This is a genomic window from Pseudomonas sp. C321, from assembly GCF_055407105.1.
This window is the reverse complement of the sequence record NZ_JBUZRB010000002.1, coordinates 646,049-662,220: the sequence shown is the minus strand read 5'-3', so window position 1 is coordinate 662,220 and position 16,172 is coordinate 646,049. Positions and strand designations below refer to the sequence as shown.

Genomic DNA, 16,172 nt, shown 5'->3' with positions numbered 1-16,172 from the left:
CAGGCGTAAAAAAACCGACGCACTTGCGTCGGTTTTTATGTCTGCAAGCACACGGAATCACCCGCGGTTGTAGACGATTTCCTTGGTGCCACCTTCACAGCTGCCGACGACCTCGCCATTAGCCGCTGCACCTTTGTCCACCACTTCAAGGGTATACCCCGAAGCGCCATTACCTTGGATCTTCGCGTCAATTTCGTTTTTCAGTTCTTCACAAGGCTTGCCCGCCGCCAGGGCTGTACCCGCGATGCTCAACAAACCTACCGCCAACAAAAAGTTCTTCATCCGTCACATTCCTTGCGCTGATCGAAAAAAGTACGCCGGCCCTCGTCGAGCCGGCGCATCTAAAAGGTTGTAACGAAGTTTATGGCAATCGGCCAGCGCGCAAGTTCAACTGGTTCGATCAACTGTTGGCAATACGAAAACCCACCTTGAGCGTGACCTGGAAGTGCGCAGCCTTGCCATCCTTGATGTGCCCACGGGTTTCGCTCACTTCAAACCACTCCAGATGCTTGATGCTCTTGCTGGCCTCGGCCAAGGCATTGTTGATGGCGTCCTCGATGCTGGTTGGCGACGAGCCCACCAATTCGACTTTCTTGTAAGTGTGATGATCAGTCATGGTGCTTCTCCTAAGGGGCGTAAATGAAGCCTAGCAGTGAATTCTCGTACTGCTTCTGGCGACTATCCCCACTCGAAAGTTCAGATTTACTGCACTTTCTGAAACCCCCGCAGTCGGAATCAACACACGCCACTCAATCACTCCAGGAGAGCCCACATGGCCAACACCTCTTTACGCAAAGCGTCATTGGAAAGCATGGAAGCCGAGATTTCGAGCCTGCTCAAATCCCTTGAAAGCCTCAAGGACGATGCATCGGATGAGTCGCTAAAAACCCTGAAGGCCCTTAAAAGCAATGCCGAGAACGCCCTGAGACATTCTCGCCACCTGATCAGCGATGCCTACGAAGAAGTCAAAGTCAAAACCCGTGAAACCGGTGTTGCAACGCGGGACTACGCACAAGAGCACCCATGGACTACCGCTGGCGTCGCCGTTGGCGCGCTGGGTCTGCTGGCAGCCTACTTGCTGTGCAAACGCGGCGACTAAACGTCCTGGCGCGCCAGCTCAGCCTTGAGCCACTGCGCCAGTTGCCGGGCGCGCCCGTCTGCGGCGCGCTTGGGTAGCCACAACGCCAGTTGCGCCGGGGTTTCACTGAAGCCCCACGGCGCAACCAGGCGCCCCGCCCGCAGATCCTCTGCAACCAGCGGTTCGGGCGCAATCGCCACCCCAAGACCTGCCACGGCCGCTTCCAGCAAATAATACAAATGCTCGAAACCTTGCCCGTACTTCAATGCGCCAGGCTCAATCCCGTGACGTTGCGCCCAACTGGGCCAGGCTTGAGGACGGGAAGTGGTGTGCAACAAAGTTTCGTTACGCAATGCCTCGGCAGGCGCCTGACGCAAACGCTCGTAGTGAGCAAAACGCGGGCTCATGACCGGGCCGATGCGTTCGCTGGTCAATTCATAAACCTGCATATCCGCCGGCCACGGTGGCTCGGCAAACACCAGCAGGGCGTCCAGCCCGGGGCGCCGTGGGTCGAGATCGCCTTCGCCCGCCGACAGGTGCAGTCGCAAGTCCGGCAACTCAGCGTTCAAACGGCCCAGACGTGGAATAAACCAACGCGCCAGCAAACTGCCTGAACAACCGAGGACAAACGGTGCATCGGCGCTGCTTTGTGTGAGTTCTGCGCAGGTATCCCTTAACCGCTCGAACGCCTCAAAGCTGGCATCCCGCAGCCTGATGCCGGCATCTGTGAGTTTGATGCCGCGCCCGTCCTTGATGAAAAGACTCACGCCCAAGTGTTCTTCCAGCACCTTTAACTGTCGGCTGACCGCGCCATGGGTAACGTGCAATTGCTCGGCGGCCTGGCTGACGCTGTTGAGCCGGGCGGTGGCTTCGAACGCGCGCAAGGCGTTCAGCGGGGGAAGGTCTCGGCTCATGATACCTGTGAGTTTTCCTGACATGTTGTGGCGATCTTATCGGTTTTCACAGCCTAGCGTCAGGGGTAGAGTGACCGTCATTGCCTCTCACACGAATTCTTCCTGGAGCGCCCCATGACTCAGTCCCAGACCGATCTACGCAACGGCCCTGACGCCAATGGCCTGTTTGGCTCGTTCGGCGGCCGCTACGTGGCGGAAACCTTGATGCCGTTGATCCTCGACCTGGCCCGCGAATACGAAGCCGCGAAGATCGACCCGGCCTTCAACGAAGAACTGACCTACTTTCAGCGCGACTACGTCGGACGCCCAAGCCCGCTGTACTTCGCCGAACGCCTGACCGAATTCTGCGGCGGCGCCAAGATTTACCTCAAGCGCGAAGAGCTGAACCACACCGGCGCCCACAAGATCAACAACTGCATCGGCCAGATCTTGCTGGCGCGGCGCATGGGTAAAAAACGCATCATCGCCGAGACTGGCGCCGGCATGCACGGTGTGGCCACTGCCACCGTCGCCGCACGGTTTGGCCTGCAATGCGTGATCTACATGGGCACCACCGACATCGAGCGCCAGCAGGCCAACGTGTTTCGCATGAAGTTGTTGGGCGCCGAAGTGATCCCGGTGGTCGCCGGCACCGGCACCCTCAAAGACGCGATGAACGAGGCCCTGCGTGACTGGGTAACCAACGTCGACAGCACCTTCTACCTGATCGGCACCGTAGCGGGCCCACATCCATACCCGGCAATGGTCCGCGATTTCCAGTCCGTGATCGGCAAGGAAACCCGTACTCAGCTGCAAGCCCAGGAAGGCCGTCTGCCCGACAGCCTGGTAGCGTGCATCGGCGGCGGCTCAAACGCCATGGGCCTGTTCCACCCGTTCCTCGATGACACCAGCGTCGAAATCATCGGCGTCGAAGCCGCCGGTTACGGCATCGAAACCGGCAAGCACGCGGCCAGCCTCAACGGCGGCGTACCAGGCGTACTGCACGGCAACCGCACCTTCCTGCTACAGGACGACGACGGCCAGATCATCGACGCCCACTCGATTTCTGCCGGTCTTGATTACCCTGGTATTGGTCCTGAACACGCCTGGTTGCATGACATCGGCCGTGTCCAGTACACCTCGGTCACCGACAACGAAGCCCTCGACGCCTTTCACAAATGCTGCCGCCTGGAAGGGATTATTCCTGCACTGGAAAGTGCCCACGCCCTGGCCGAAGTGTTCAAGCGCGCACCGACCCTGCCCAAGGATCACCTGATGGTGGTCAACCTGTCCGGCCGTGGCGACAAAGACATGCAAACCGTGATGCACCACATGGAACATTCTCAACAAGAGCACTCCCAGCAGGAGAAACACTGATGAGCCGCCTGCAAACGCGTTTTGCCCAACTCAAGGAACAAAACCGCGCCGCCCTGGTGACCTTCGTCACCGCCGGCGACCCGGGTTATGACACCTCTCTGGCAATCCTCAAGGGCTTGCCGGGTGCCGGCGCCGACGTGATCGAGCTGGGCATGCCCTTCACCGACCCGATGGCCGACGGCCCAGCCATCCAACTGGCCAACATCCGTGCGCTGACGGCCAAGCAGAACCTGACAAAAACCCTGCAGATGGTCCGCGAGTTCCGCGAGGGCAACAGCGATACGCCGCTGGTATTGATGGGCTACTTCAACCCGATCCACATGTACGGCGTACCGAGCTTTATTAGCGACGCCAAGGAAGCCGGTGTCGACGGGCTGATCGTGGTCGACCTGCCACCGGAACATAACAGCGAGCTGTGCGACCCCGCCCAGGCCGCCGGTATCGACTTTATCCGCTTGACCACGCCGACCACCGACGATGTGCGCCTGCCAACGGTACTTAACGGAAGCTCGGGGTTTGTGTACTACGTGTCGGTCGCCGGGGTAACCGGTGCCGGTGCCGCCACCCTGGAACACGTCGAAGAAGCGGTCACTCGCCTGCGTCGCCATACCGACCTGCCCATCAGTATCGGTTTTGGCATCCGTACCCCGGATCAAGCCGCCGCCATCGCCCGCCTGGCGGACGGTGTGGTAGTGGGTTCGGCGCTGATCGATCACATCGCCAACGCCAGCAACGACCAACAAGCGATTGATGGCGTGTTGACCCTGTGCGCGGCGCTGTCAGAAGGTGTACGTAACGCGCGCAAGTAAGCGTCTCGTAAGCTGTAGGTAAAGTTCCTGAGACACAGGAATCAAGCCGCACAATTACGGCCTAAACAGCAAGACCAAGGGATTTCGAACCTCGTTCGAAATCCCTTTTTGTTGTTTGCGCAATGAGAAATACCCAACCACCACTACAGCTCAATCCGCTCGACCTTGCCCACCAGCAGGATGTAGGACAACGCCCCAAGCAACGCCAACACCGCGATGTAGGTAATCGCCGGAGCAAACGAATCGCCGCTGGCCAAAAAGCCGATGACGATAGGCGTGGTGATCGCCGACAGGTTACCGATGAAGTTGAACACACCCCCCGTCAGCCCCAGCAACCGTGCTGGCGCCAGGGTCGACACCAGCGACCAAGTGATCGAAGCCAGGCCATTACCGAAGAACGCCACGGCCAGGAAGGCGATAACCCATGCCGTCGAATCAACAAAGTTGGCGCCGATGATCGCCGTGGAGATCAGCAGCCCACCAATGATCGGCAACTTGCGAGCAAAACCCACCGATGCGCCACGGCGAATCAGCCAGTCGGAAAACAGCCCGGAGCACAGCACGCCGACAAATGCCGCCAGGAACGGCAGCGAGGCCAGCAAGCCAGACTTGATGAAGTCCATGCCGCGATACTTCACCAGATAGGTCGGGAACCAAGTCAGGAAGAACCACAGGGTCGAGTTCAGGCAGAACTGCCCCAGGTAAATCCCCCAAAGCTTGCGCTTACTCAGCACGATACCCAGGTCGACCCAACTGAAAGGTGCCTTGCGTTTGGCGGTTTGCTCCTGGATATCCACCAGCCCGCCGCCCTCGCGGATCAGCTCGATCTCGGCAGCGTTGACCCCTTTGAAATCCCGAGGCTCGCGGTATACCGCGTACCAGATCACCGCCCACAGAATGCCAACGACACCGGTGCTGATAAACACCATGTGCCAGCCATAGTGATGCTGCAACCACGCCAGCACCGGCGTCAGGAACGCCAGGCCGACAAACTGCCCGGAGGTGTAGAAGCCGATAGCAGTGGCCCGTTCGCGCTCGGGAAACCAGGTGGTGACCACGCGGCTGTTGATAGGGTAGGCCGGCGCTTCCAGGGCGCCGACGGCCATGCGCAGCACAAACAGGGCGATGAAACTGGCGGCAAAACCGAGCATCACGGTAGCAATGGACCACAGCAGCAAGGCGACGGTGTACAGAATGCGTGGCGGCACTCGGTCCACCAGCCAGCCGCCAGGAATTTGCATGGCGGCGTAGGTCCAGCCGAATGCCGAGAAGATCAACCCGACATGTACCGGGTCGATGCCCAGTTCAGAGGTCAGGGCCGGGGCAGCAATCGACAGGTTGCTACGGTCCAGGTAGTTGATCACCACGGTGATAAACAGCAGGACCATGATGAAATAGCGCTTGCGGGTAGGCGTGACTAAAGAAGCCTTCCCGGTGAAGGATTCAGGTTGCATGGGGTGCCTCTTCTTATGGTTATTGAGGGCTGATGCCGGACTTACTGAATAAACCGGATTGAATGTGGGAGCTGGCTTGCCTGCTCCCACATTGACCGCACTTTTTCAGCAACTGAATGGTGTGCTTACCACTCCGCAAAGCTGCCATCGGCATGACGCCAGATCGGGTTGCGCCAGCGGTGCCCAATGGCCGCACGCTCGATCACATATTCCTCGTTGATCTCAATGCCCAGGCCTGGCCCATTAGGAATTTTCACAAAGCCCTGGTCGTAGTCGAAGACGCCCGGATCACGGACGTAATCGAGCAGGTCGTTGCTCTCGTTGTAGTGGATGCCCAGGCTTTGCTCCTGGATAAACGCGTTGTAGCAAACCGCATCCAATTGCAGGCACGCCGCCAGGGCAATCGGACCCAGCGGGCAGTGCAGCGCCAGGGCCACGTCGTAGGCTTCGGCCATGTTGGCGATCTTGCGGGTTTCGGTGATGCCGCCAGCGTGGGAAGCATCCGGCTGGATGATGTCGACGTAGCCTTCGCTGAGCACCCGCTTGAAATCCCAGCGCGAGAACAGCCGCTCGCCCAAGGCAATCGGGGTACTGGTCAGCGGCGCCAACTCTTTGAGCGCTTCGTAGTTTTCGCTAAGCACCGGCTCTTCGATAAACATCAGTTTGTAGGGGTCCAGCTCCTTCATCAGCACCTTGGCCATGGGCTTGTGCACTCGACCATGGAAGTCGACACCGATGCCAACGTTCGGCCCCACCGCATCGCGCACGGCAGCGACATTGGCCAGGGCCAGGTCGACTTTTTCGAAACTGTCGAGAAACTGCAGCTCTTCGGTGCCGTTCATTTTCACTGCGGTGAAACCACGGGCGACGGCCTCTTTGGCAGCGCGGGCTGTGTCCGCCGGACGGTCGCCGCCAATCCACGAATACACGCGGATCTTGTCACGCACCTGGCCGCCCAGCAGGTCGCTGACCGACACGCCCAACGCCTTGCCCTTGATGTCCCACAACGCTTGGTCGATGCCGGCCAGAGCGCTCATGTGGATCGCGCCACCACGGTAGAAGCCACCGCGATAGAGTACGGTCCAGATATCTTCGATGTTGCGTGGGTCTTTGCCGATCAAGTAGTCGGAAAGTTCTTCGACGGCGGCCGCTACGGTATGGGCGCGGCCTTCAACCACGGGCTCGCCCCAACCGGTCACGCCCTGGTCGGTTTCAACCTTGAGGAAGCACCAGCGCGGCGGCACGATGAAGGTGGTCAGTTTGGTGATTTTCATCTTTTTATCTCTCTTGTCAGATGCAGCGCCGGGGCGCCAAACACATTCAGTTCAAGGCGTTCCAGGCGGCGACATAAGCCTGGGCGCGGCTCGCTACCTGATCGACGGTCATACCCGGTTTGAACAACCCCGAGCCCAGGCCAAAGCCTTTGACCCCGGCCTCGACAAACACCTGCATGTTGTCCGGCGTGATCCCACCCACGGGCAACAACACCGTGCCCGCCGGCAATACTGCAAGCCAGGCCTTGATCACCGCCGGGCCCATTTGCTCGGCAGGGAACAGCTTCAACACATCCGCGCCTTCGGCCAACGCCGCAAAGGCCTCGGTCGGCGTGGCGACGCCGGGCGACAGATAAAGGCCCGCGGCTTTCGCTGCGCGCAGTACCTTCGCATCGCTGTGGGGCATGACGATCACCTGGCCGCCAGCGGCCTTGACCTGCTCCACCTGCTCAGGGGTCAGCACCGTACCGGCGCCGATCAGGCAGTCGGCCGGCAGGGTGTCGCGCAGGGTGCGGATGCTGGTGTAGGGATCTGGCGAGTTAAGCGGCACTTCAATGACCCGAAAACCGGCCTGGTACAGCACCTGACCGATAGCTGCTGCCTCATCCGGGCGCAGGCCCCGCAGGATCGCGATCAAACCGTTGTGTGTCAGTGCTTGCTTGAGCATGTCAGGCCTCCAGTACAGGTTGAACGGATGCAGGCAGCAGCCCTGCGGCGACTGCCAACTGCCAAAGGCCACGCTCGGTGGCCTCCTGTGCCAGCGTCACGCGGGGGAAGCCGCAGAGTTCGAGGGCACGCTGATAGCGGGCGCACAGTTGAGAGTTGCCCACCAGAACGATGTCCGGCCACCGAACGCGTAGCCCGGACAATTCGTGGCCGATCAGCAGCCCGGACAGATAGTCCGGTTGCTCGTCCGGCGCCAGTTCACCGGTCAACCCTAGGGTACGGGCGCTGAACAAGGTCGACAGCAAGCCCATCTGGCCGGCGGCCGACAACGCCACCTGTACGCCTCGATCAAAGGCGGCCGTCTGGAAGTGTTTTGACGGTTGTTGGGTGCGGCCCAGGATGCTGTGCTCGCTGAGCACGGCGAACAGTTCGCCAGTCATGAAGGTGTCAAAGTGGGTAATACAGCCACCCGCCACCTCGACCCATTTGGAATGACTGCCGGGCAGGCCGATCAACAGTTGGCTGTCGAGGCCGGCGGACAGGCTTTGCAGCACGCCAAGCACCTGGGTTTCTTCGCCGCGCATGACATTGGGCAAACTCGAGCGCTGAATCACACCAGGCACGATATGCACATCGACACCCCGCAGGCTGCGCACCACCTGCAGTGCCTGGCCAAGGGTGGCGACATCGGCGGGTGTGTCGCGGTAGGCCGCTTCGCTCCAGCCCTGGGCGCTGCCGACCATGCCGCAAGCAATGACGGGAAGACCGGGCTGGGCATCGAGCCAGTCGCCGCAGGCCGCATCAAATGCCAGCTCGAAACCATCGGTACAGCGAATGCCGGCGATGACCCGAGGCTCGCTGGGCAAATGCATGATCCCCGACGCCAGGGCGCGTCGTTCGAGGACCAGGCCCCCTGGGCCGAGTTTGTAAGCACGAAGGGAGCTTGTTCCCCAATCGAGCGCGATCAATTGCGCCGGCATCGCTTCACCTGAAGTGTGTGGGTGCTGAAAAAGCAGATGAGCGAATATAAACCTAGGGGCGGCAAAATCTCAATATATAAATAACAGTCCCATATATTGGGAGGCGACAAGCGAAGTCCTACAACTCTTTGCGCTTTTACCGCGAGCAAAAAGGGGATTCACGTGACAAGAAGGTGGTTAAAAAATAGACAGATCCAAAGTACGCATCGCGCCCATCCAGATCGCGTACTCGGTGTGGTCTTTCAAGTCATCGCCGGTCTCGGGGTGCAAGAACACCACCAAGCCTTTGCGATTAAGCGCCAGCCATGGCAGGACTACGCCAATATATTCCGGATCGAATGCCAGCTGGCAGCTCCAGTCCGGGTGCGGGCCCACCGGGTGCTCATGCACGCGGCCCATGCGCAGCGGAAACAATTGCGCCGCTTCCTCACAGAGCTTGCGCGCCTGTGAGAGGGTACTGGCGTCGAAATAAATGTGGGCGTGGTAGCCCTTGATACGTTGCATGACGAATTCCGAACTCAATGATCGGCAGATCCTAGACCGCAATGGACGGCAGGGCCAGACCGGTCAGCGATTGCGCACTGCTGGCCTGTTCCGCCATTAGCCAGTCGACGAAACGCTCGATCAACTGGCCACGGCGTTTGCGCTGGGGCAGCACCACGTAATAACCAAAACGCGAAATCACCGTGTTGCCAATCGGCCGACACAACCACTTCTGCTCCAGCAAGTTATCCACAAGGTGTCGCCAACCGATGGCCACGCCCTGGCCGGCAATTGCCGCCTGAATCAGCAGGGTGTAATTATCAAAACGCAATTGCCCCGGTGTCGGCGCGGTGGTGATGCCCAACTCGCGGAACACGCCACTCCAGTCAAACCACTGGCTGTTGTTTTCCTGGCGCAGGTGCAGCAATGGGAATTCCAGCAGGCTTTGGGCGGGCAGCGGTAAGGCGCGGTCCTTGAGCAGCTGCGGGCTGCACACCGGAAACACTTGTTCATTGAACAGCCACAGGCTATCGCCTTGCTTGAAGCGACCGTCGCCAAACAGCACGGCCACATCGATATCGCTACGCAAGGTGGCGTGATTGCGTTCGCTGGTGACCAGGCTGACATCCACTTGCGGGTTGGCTTCATGGAAACGGTGCAGGCGCGGCATCAGCCAGTAGGCAGCGAAGGCAAAGTCCGTCGCCACTTGCAGTACTTCGTGCTGGTCCTGCTGGGCGATGGCACTCAGGCCCTGGTTGATATTCTGCAAGCCCGCCTGCACTTGCTCGAACAGCAGAGCGCCAGCATCGGTGAGTTCGATACCCCGGTAGATGCGATCAAACAAGCGAACCGCCAGTTGTTCTTCCAGGCGCTTGATCTGCTGGCTGATGGCCGGCTGGGTGGTGCCCAGCTCCATCGCCGCTGCCGTAAAGCTGCGTTGGCGCGCCGCCGCTTCAAAGGCACGCAGCAGGTCCAGCGACAGGCTACCAAGGGATTCATACATAAGCGGTGCTTATCCTAGACATTGCTTTACATGGGCTTTACCACGTTTTCCATGGCCTGCATGCTCATTCGCATAAACATCGACTATGGAATGCCGCGAAACCATGAAGCGCAAGAACATTCTTTTCATCATGGCTGATCAAATGGCCGCACCGCTGCTTCCGTTCTACGGTTCTTCGCCTATCAAATTGCCGAATCTGAGCCGCCTCGCCGCACAGGGCGTGGTGTTTGACGCTGCTTACTGCAATAGCCCGCTCTGCGCGCCGTCGCGTTTTACCTTGGTCAGCGGCCAACTGCCGAGCAAGATCGGCGCCTACGACAACGCGGCGGATTTCCCAGCTGACGTGCCGACTTATGCCCACTACCTGCGCCGCCTCGGCTACCGCACGGCCCTGTCCGGCAAGATGCATTTTTGCGGCCCCGACCAACTGCACGGCTATGAAGAACGCCTGACCAGCGACATCTACCCGGCCGACTATGGCTGGGCGGTGAACTGGGATGAGCCAGACGTGCGGCCGACCTGGTACCACAATATGGCCTCGGTACTGCAAGCCGGGCCTTGCGTGCGCACCAATCAGCTGGATTTCGATGAAGAGGTGGTGTTCAAGGCCCAGCAGTATCTGTTCGACCATATCCGCGAGGATGGCGACCAGCCGTTCTGCCTCACTGTTTCCATGACGCACCCGCACGACCCGTACACCATTCCCAAGCCGTTCTGGGACCTGTACGACGACAACGACATTGCGTTGCCCACAACGCCACCCCAGGGCGATCTCGACCCTCACTCCCAGCGTCTGCTCAAGGTTTACGACCTGTGGGACAAGCCACTGCCGGTGGACAAGATCCGCGATGCGCGCCGAGCTTACTTCGGCGCCTGCAGCTACATCGACAGCAACGTCGGCAAGCTGCTGCAAACTCTGGAAGACACCGGCCTTGCCGACGACACCATCATCATCTTCTCCGGCGACCACGGCGATATGCTCGGCGAGCGTGGGCTCTGGTACAAAATGCACTGGTTTGAAATGGCCGCCCGGGTGCCACTGCTGGTCAGTGCGCCGGGGCAATTCAAGGCTGGCCGTGTGAGTGCGGCGGTATCGACCGCCGACCTGTTGCCGACCCTGGTGGAACTGGCTGGCGGCGAGCTTGACGCACGTCTGCCACTGGACGGTCGCTCACTGGTCTCGCACTTGCTAGGGCAGGGCGGGCATGACGAAGTGTTCGGCGAATATATGGCCGAAGGCACCATCAGCCCATTGATGATGATCCGCCGTGGTGCCTACAAATTCATCTACAGCGAAGACGATCCCTGCCTATTGTTCGATGTGCACAACGACCCGCGCGAACAGGAAGAACTCAGCCACTCACCAGTGCATCGGCCGCTGTTCGACGCTTTCCTGGCCGAAGCACGGGCTAAATGGGATATCCCGGCGATCCACCAGCAGGTGCTCGCCAGTCAACGCCGTCGCCGCCTGGTGAGCGAGGCGCTGGCACAGGGCAAGCTGAAGAGCTGGGATCACCAGCCACTGGTGGACGCCAGTCAGCAATACATGCGCAACCACATCGACCTGGACGATCTGGAGCGCAAGGCACGTTATCCACAACCCTGCCAAAACCAATAAAACATAGGGGAAGCCATGCAAAAGTTATCCACACTCCGGTTATCAAAAGCATTGGGCGTCGGGCTACTGGCGTTGAGCAGTGCCAGCGCGTATGCCGAGCAAAGTTGCGAGACAGTGAAGATGGCCGATCCGGGCTGGAGCGATATTGCGGCCACCAATGCCATTACCGGTTTTTTGCTGACCGGCATGGGCTACAAGGCCAAGGTCGATACCCTGGCGGTGCCGATCACCTTTGGCGGGCTCAAGGACGGCCAGGTGGATATGTTCCTGGGTAACTGGATGCCGGCGCAGCAGGGTTTCTATGACAAGTTCGTCGCCAATGGCGATGTGGTGCAACTGGCGAAGAACCTCGCCGGCACCGAGTTCACCCTCGCCGTGCCGGATTATGTGTGGGACGCCGGGGTGCATGATTTTGCCGATTTGAATAAATTTTCAGAAAAGTTCGACAAGAAAATCTACGGCATCGGTTCGGGTGCGCCAGCGAACATTTCGCTGCAAGAGATCATCAAGAAGGATGACTTCAACCTCGGCCAGTGGAAACTGATCGAATCCAGCGAACAGGCGATGCTTGCCGAAGTATCTCGGGCGGTAAAAAAACAGCGCTTCGTTACCTTCCTCGGCTGGACCCCGCACCCGATGAATGTGCAGTTGAAAATGCATTACCTCAAGGGCGGCGAAAAGTACTTTGGCGATACGGGCAGCGTCTATACGCTGACCCGCAAGGGGTATGCGCAGGCCTGCCCCAACGTCGGCAAGCTGTTGACCAACCTGAGTTTTACCCAAGAGATGGAGAACAGCATCATGGCTGAGGTGGTGAACAACAAAGTCAGTAATGCTGATGCGGCGAAGGCGTGGATCAAGGCCAATCCGGCGGTTTTGGATAAGTGGCTGGAAGGGGTCAAGACCTTGGATGGCCAGGACGCGCTGGCCGCCATTAAAGCCAAGCTCTAACGACCCAGGCTGCGTCTACGGTGTGTCAGATACACCGCAAACGCAGCCTCGCCTGGGCTCGACTGCTGCTACGCATAGCCAACTGATACCCTGACCCAAACCTTTTAACCCGAGCCCGCCATGCCTTGGCCCAACCGCCATAAACTCTTTCCCTTCCTGAGCTGGCTCCCCCGCCAAACCCGCGCCAGCGTCGGGCGGGACGCTATCGTCGGCTTGAGTGGCGCGGTTCTGGCATTGCCGCAATCCATTGCCTACGCGCTGATCGCCGGCCTCCCACCGGAATACGGGCTTTACGCCGCGATCATTCCGGTGCTGATCGCCTGCCTCTGGGGCTCATCCTGGCATTTGATCTGCGGCCCGACAGCAGCGATTTCCATCGTGCTGTATGCCAGTGTCAGCCCGCTGGCCGTGCCCGGTTCCCAGGACTACATCACCCTGATTCTGCTGCTGACGTTTCTGGCTGGCGTGTTCCAGTGGTTGCTCGGCATGTTGCGCTTTGGCGCCCTCGTCAATTTCGTTTCCCATTCGGTGGTGCTCGGTTTCACCCTGGGCGCCGCAGTGGTAATCGCCCTCGGCCAGTTGCCCAACCTGCTGGGCCTGGACCTGCCGAGCCAAGCCACCGCAATGAACAGCCTGCTGTCGCTGATCAACCACGCCGGGGACTGGGATCATTCGTCGCTGCTCTTGGGGTTGGGCACCCTAGTGGTGGGCGTACTGCTCAAATACCTGCTGCCGCGTTGGCCGACGCTGTTGATCACCTTGGCACTGGGCACGCTGGTGGCGTGGCTGTGGCCGGCGCTGTTCGGTCATGTCGCGCGGGTCAGTTCGTTTATTGGCCAACTGCCGCCGTTTAGCCCGTTGCCACTGGATCTGGACACGATCCTGCGCCTGCTGCCCAGTGCCGTGGCGGTGGGCATGCTGGGGCTGGTGACGAGCCTGTCGATTGCCCGCTCGTTGTCGGCCCGTTCGCAGCAATTGCTCGATGCCAATCAGGAAGTACGCGCCCAGGGACTGTCGAACATCGCGGGAGGATTTTTCTCAGGCTATTTGTCGGCCGGTTCCTTCACCCGGTCGGGGCTTAGTTACGAGGCGGGCGCACGCTCACCGCTGGCGGGAGTATTTTCGGCGCTGTGGGTGGCGCTGTTCGCCATGTTCGGCGCGGCGCTTATCGCGCATATCCCGATCCCGAGCATGGCCGCCAGCATCCTGCTGATTTCCTGGGGGCTGGTGGATCATCGGGGCATTCGTGCGTTGTTCCGGGTCAGTCGTGCCGAGTTTTTGGTGATGAGCCTGACGTGCGTTGCCACGCTGTTGCTGGAGTTGCAAACGGCGATCTACGCCGGGGTGCTGGCGTCGCTGTTTTTCTACCTCAAGCGGACTTCGCAGCCACGGGTGCAACAGTGGCGTGACGGTGACGACGATGTACTGCGGGTCGGCGGGTCGATCTTTTTTGGCGCTAGCCATTACCTGCAGGTTCGACTGCAACGCTTGCACGGCGAACGGGTGGTGATCGAGGCGCAGCAGATCAACTTTATCGACTATTCCGGGGTGGAAATGCTGCACCAGGAAGCACGGCGATTGAGGGATTTGGGGCGTAGCCTGACGTTGCGCCGGGCCAGGCCGCAGGTGGTGGAAGAATTGAAAAAGCTGGAAGGGGCGGATAAGTGCCCCATCAACTTTGAAGATTGAATACCGCCCACTGTAGGAGCGAGGGGACGCCTAGTTCCTACAAAAGGGCCAACTGCCGGCGCAACTCAGCCAGCACCGGTGCCGAATCCGGCCGCACGCCGCGCCACAGCAAGAAGGCTTCCGCCGCCTGTTCCACCAGCATGCCTAAACCATCCATCGCTACCGCTGCGCCGTTTTCACTGGCCCAGCGGCAGAACGCGGTAGGTTCCTTGGCGTACATCATGTCGTAGCAAAAAGTCTTGCCAGGGTCGATCAAGCTGCTGGCAATCGGCGGCACATCCCCTGACAGACTGGCGGACGTGGCGTTGATGATCAGGTCCACGGATTCGCGCAACCAGTCAAAACCACTCGCGGAAACCGGACCAAGGTCGTCGAACAGTCCAGCCAGCAATTCGGCCTTTTCCACAGTGCGGTTGGCGATGATCAGCGACGCTGGCTGCTGCGCCAACAATGGCTCCAGCGCTCCGCGCACCGCTCCGCCCGCGCCAAGCAGCAGTATGCGTTTGCCTTGCAGGCTGAACCCGGCATTGACTGTCAGGTCTCGCACCAGCCCGGCGCCATCGGTGTTGTCTCCCAGCAGGCTGCCATCGGCCAACTTGCTCAGGGTATTCACCGCTCCGGCACGCTGGGCACGTTCGGTCAGGGTGTTGGCCAGGCGATAGGCTTGTTCCTTGAACGGCACAGTGACGTTGGCGCCACGGCCCTCAAGAAAAAATGCCTTGGCGCTGCCGGTAAAGTCGTCCAGCGGCGCCAGCAAGGTGCTGTAGTCCAGTTGCTCGCCGGTCTGTTGGGCAAACAGACGATGGATCAGCGGCGACTTGCTGTGGCCGATGGGGTTACCAAACACAACGTAGCGATCCATCAGATCGCTGCCTTGGGCGCAGCAATGCCCAACCAATCGCGGTCTTGCAGGAAGTAATCGGTCAAACGCGCCTCGATGCTGCCCGGCGCGGCTTTCCAGTCATAGCTCCAGCGCACTTGCGGCGGCAGGGACATCAGGATCGACTCGGTACGCCCGCCTGATTGCAGGCCAAACAGGGTGCCACGGTCATACACCAGATTGAATTCAACGTAGCGCCCGCGGCGAAACTCCTGGAATTCACGCTGCTGCTCGGTATAGGCCAGGGCCTGGCGACGCTGGACGATGGGCAGGTAAGCGTCGATGTAGGCATCGCCGATGGCGCGCATGAAGGCGAAGCTGGTGTCGAAGTCCCACTCGTTCAAATCATCGAAGAACAAACCACCGATGCCTCGGGGTTCGTTGCGGTGCTTGATGTGGAAATAGCTGTCGCACCAGGCCTTGTAGCGCGAATACACGTGCGGCCCGAATGGCGCACAGGCCTGTTCAGCAACCCGGTGCCAGTGGATGCAATCTTCTTCGTTGCCGTAGTAAGGCGTCAGGTCGAAGCCGCCACCGAACCACCACACGGCGTCTTCACCTTCTTTTTCGGCGATAAAAAACCGCACATTGGCGTGGGACGTCGGCACATGAGGGTTGTGAGGATGGATCACCAGGGACACGCCCAGGGCTTCAAATCCACGACCGGCCAGTTCCGGGCGATGGGCGCTGGCGGACGGTGGGAGGTTGGCGCCAAATACGTGGGAAAAGTTTACGCCGCCTTTTTCGATCACCGAACCGTTCTCGATCACTCGCGTGCGACCGCCGCCACCGGCAGGCCGGGTCCAGGTGTCTTCGATAAAGCGAGTGTCGGCCTCGAAGGTTTCCAGGGCGCTGCAAATGCGGTCTTGCAGGTCGAGCAGGTAGGCTTTAACAGCCTCGGTGCGGGTAGTCATGGCATCACCTTGAATCGGGCAAAGCTACTCGAAGCCGTGGGGCGTCGGCGGCAAATGGGCACACAGGATACCACCCCACCGGGAACAGCCACAGTTGACGAAG

The 16,172-nt window shown here is 59.9% G+C and carries 17 protein-coding genes; 6 read left to right on the top strand and 11 right to left on the bottom strand.

Annotated features, from left to right (window positions below; all coding sequences use genetic code 11):
- Positions 1–57: 57 nt before the first annotated feature.
- Positions 58–282 (bottom strand): DUF1161 domain-containing protein, encoded by a 225-nt coding sequence (locus tag ACZRJ6_RS09065; RefSeq protein WP_133100597.1) that lies wholly within the window; start codon positions 280–282, stop codon positions 58–60.
- Between the two features lie 118 nt (positions 283–400).
- Positions 401–616: a dodecin gene (locus ACZRJ6_RS09060; protein ID WP_133100598.1), complete on the bottom strand. Its 216-nt coding sequence runs from the start codon at positions 614–616 to the stop codon at positions 401–403.
- Positions 617–772: 156 nt separating this feature from the next.
- Between ACZRJ6_RS09060 and ACZRJ6_RS09055 the strand changes: the two genes are divergently transcribed.
- Positions 773–1,099 (top strand): ElaB/YgaM/YqjD family protein, encoded by a 327-nt coding sequence (locus ACZRJ6_RS09055; RefSeq protein WP_149412792.1) that lies wholly within the window; start codon positions 773–775, stop codon positions 1,097–1,099.
- Here the strand turns inward: ACZRJ6_RS09055 and ACZRJ6_RS09050 are convergent.
- Positions 1,096–1,992 carry a LysR family transcriptional regulator gene (locus tag ACZRJ6_RS09050; protein WP_463967485.1) on the bottom strand — a complete coding sequence of 299 codons (897 nt, stop codon included), beginning with the start codon at positions 1,990–1,992 and terminating at the stop codon, positions 1,096–1,098. The two genes, ACZRJ6_RS09055 and ACZRJ6_RS09050, sit on opposite strands and share 4 nt — an antisense overlap.
- A 114-nt stretch (positions 1,993–2,106) precedes the next feature.
- Between ACZRJ6_RS09050 and trpB the strand changes: the two genes are divergently transcribed.
- Both trpB and trpA read left to right on the top strand, forming a co-directional pair.
- Positions 2,107–3,348 carry a tryptophan synthase subunit beta gene (gene trpB / locus ACZRJ6_RS09045; RefSeq protein ID WP_463967486.1) on the top strand — a complete coding sequence of 414 codons (1,242 nt, stop codon included), beginning with the start codon at positions 2,107–2,109 and terminating at the stop codon, positions 3,346–3,348.
- Positions 3,348–4,157 carry a tryptophan synthase subunit alpha gene (gene trpA / locus ACZRJ6_RS09040; RefSeq protein ID WP_463967487.1) on the top strand — a complete coding sequence of 270 codons (810 nt, stop codon included), beginning with the start codon at positions 3,348–3,350 and terminating at the stop codon, positions 4,155–4,157. Before trpB ends, trpA begins: the two co-directional genes overlap by 1 nt.
- A gap of 143 nt (positions 4,158–4,300) precedes the next feature.
- Here trpA and ACZRJ6_RS09035 read toward each other — a convergent pair whose 3' ends face one another.
- From ACZRJ6_RS09035 to ACZRJ6_RS09010, 6 genes are all read right to left on the bottom strand, one after another.
- Positions 4,301–5,611 carry an MFS transporter gene (locus tag ACZRJ6_RS09035; RefSeq protein WP_463967488.1) on the bottom strand — a complete coding sequence of 437 codons (1,311 nt, stop codon included), beginning with the start codon at positions 5,609–5,611 and terminating at the stop codon, positions 4,301–4,303.
- Between the two features lie 125 nt (positions 5,612–5,736).
- Positions 5,737–6,885, bottom strand: coding sequence for a galactonate dehydratase (gene dgoD / locus ACZRJ6_RS09030; RefSeq protein ID WP_149412796.1), 1,149 nt, complete (start codon positions 6,883–6,885; stop codon positions 5,737–5,739).
- A 46-nt stretch (positions 6,886–6,931) separates the two neighbouring features.
- Positions 6,932–7,552, bottom strand: coding sequence for a 2-dehydro-3-deoxy-6-phosphogalactonate aldolase (locus ACZRJ6_RS09025; protein ID WP_133100605.1), 621 nt, complete (start codon positions 7,550–7,552; stop codon positions 6,932–6,934).
- 1 nt (position 7,553) lies between these two features.
- Entirely contained in the window at positions 7,554–8,531 is a 978-nt protein-coding gene (locus tag ACZRJ6_RS09020; RefSeq protein ID WP_463967489.1) for a 2-dehydro-3-deoxygalactonokinase, read from the bottom strand.
- A 177-nt stretch (positions 8,532–8,708) separates the two neighbouring features.
- Complete coding sequence (locus ACZRJ6_RS09015) at positions 8,709–9,035, bottom strand: DOPA 4,5-dioxygenase family protein (RefSeq protein WP_463967490.1); 327 nt, start codon at positions 9,033–9,035, stop codon at positions 8,709–8,711.
- A 31-nt stretch (positions 9,036–9,066) separates the two neighbouring features.
- Positions 9,067–10,017 carry a choline sulfate utilization transcriptional regulator gene (locus ACZRJ6_RS09010; RefSeq protein ID WP_463967491.1) on the bottom strand — a complete coding sequence of 317 codons (951 nt, stop codon included), beginning with the start codon at positions 10,015–10,017 and terminating at the stop codon, positions 9,067–9,069.
- Positions 10,018–10,120: 103 nt separating this feature from the next.
- On the opposite strand from ACZRJ6_RS09010, the gene betC reads away from it, so the two are divergent.
- From betC to ACZRJ6_RS08995, 3 genes are all read left to right on the top strand, one after another.
- A complete protein-coding gene (gene betC, locus ACZRJ6_RS09005; RefSeq protein WP_463967492.1) occupies positions 10,121–11,635 on the top strand; it encodes a choline-sulfatase in 1,515 nt (504 codons plus the stop codon).
- Positions 11,636–11,650: 15 nt separating this feature from the next.
- On the top strand, positions 11,651–12,586 hold the full coding sequence (choX, locus tag ACZRJ6_RS09000; RefSeq protein ID WP_463967493.1) for a choline ABC transporter substrate-binding protein: 936 nt from the start codon (positions 11,651–11,653) through the stop codon (positions 12,584–12,586).
- A gap of 120 nt (positions 12,587–12,706) precedes the next feature.
- Complete coding sequence (locus ACZRJ6_RS08995; RefSeq protein ID WP_463967494.1) at positions 12,707–14,275, top strand: SulP family inorganic anion transporter; 1,569 nt, start codon at positions 12,707–12,709, stop codon at positions 14,273–14,275.
- Positions 14,276–14,312: 37 nt separating this feature from the next.
- Here the strand turns inward: ACZRJ6_RS08995 and aroE are convergent, their stop codons facing one another.
- Both aroE and hemF read right to left on the bottom strand, forming a co-directional pair.
- On the bottom strand, positions 14,313–15,137 hold the full coding sequence (gene aroE, locus ACZRJ6_RS08990; protein ID WP_463967495.1) for a shikimate dehydrogenase: 825 nt from the start codon (positions 15,135–15,137) through the stop codon (positions 14,313–14,315).
- Positions 15,137–16,069, bottom strand: a complete 933-nt coding sequence (hemF, locus tag ACZRJ6_RS08985; protein WP_463967496.1) for an oxygen-dependent coproporphyrinogen oxidase — start codon at positions 16,067–16,069, stop codon at positions 15,137–15,139. The genes aroE and hemF overlap by 1 nt, the downstream gene beginning before the upstream one ends.
- Between the last annotated feature and the right edge of the window lie 103 nt (positions 16,070–16,172).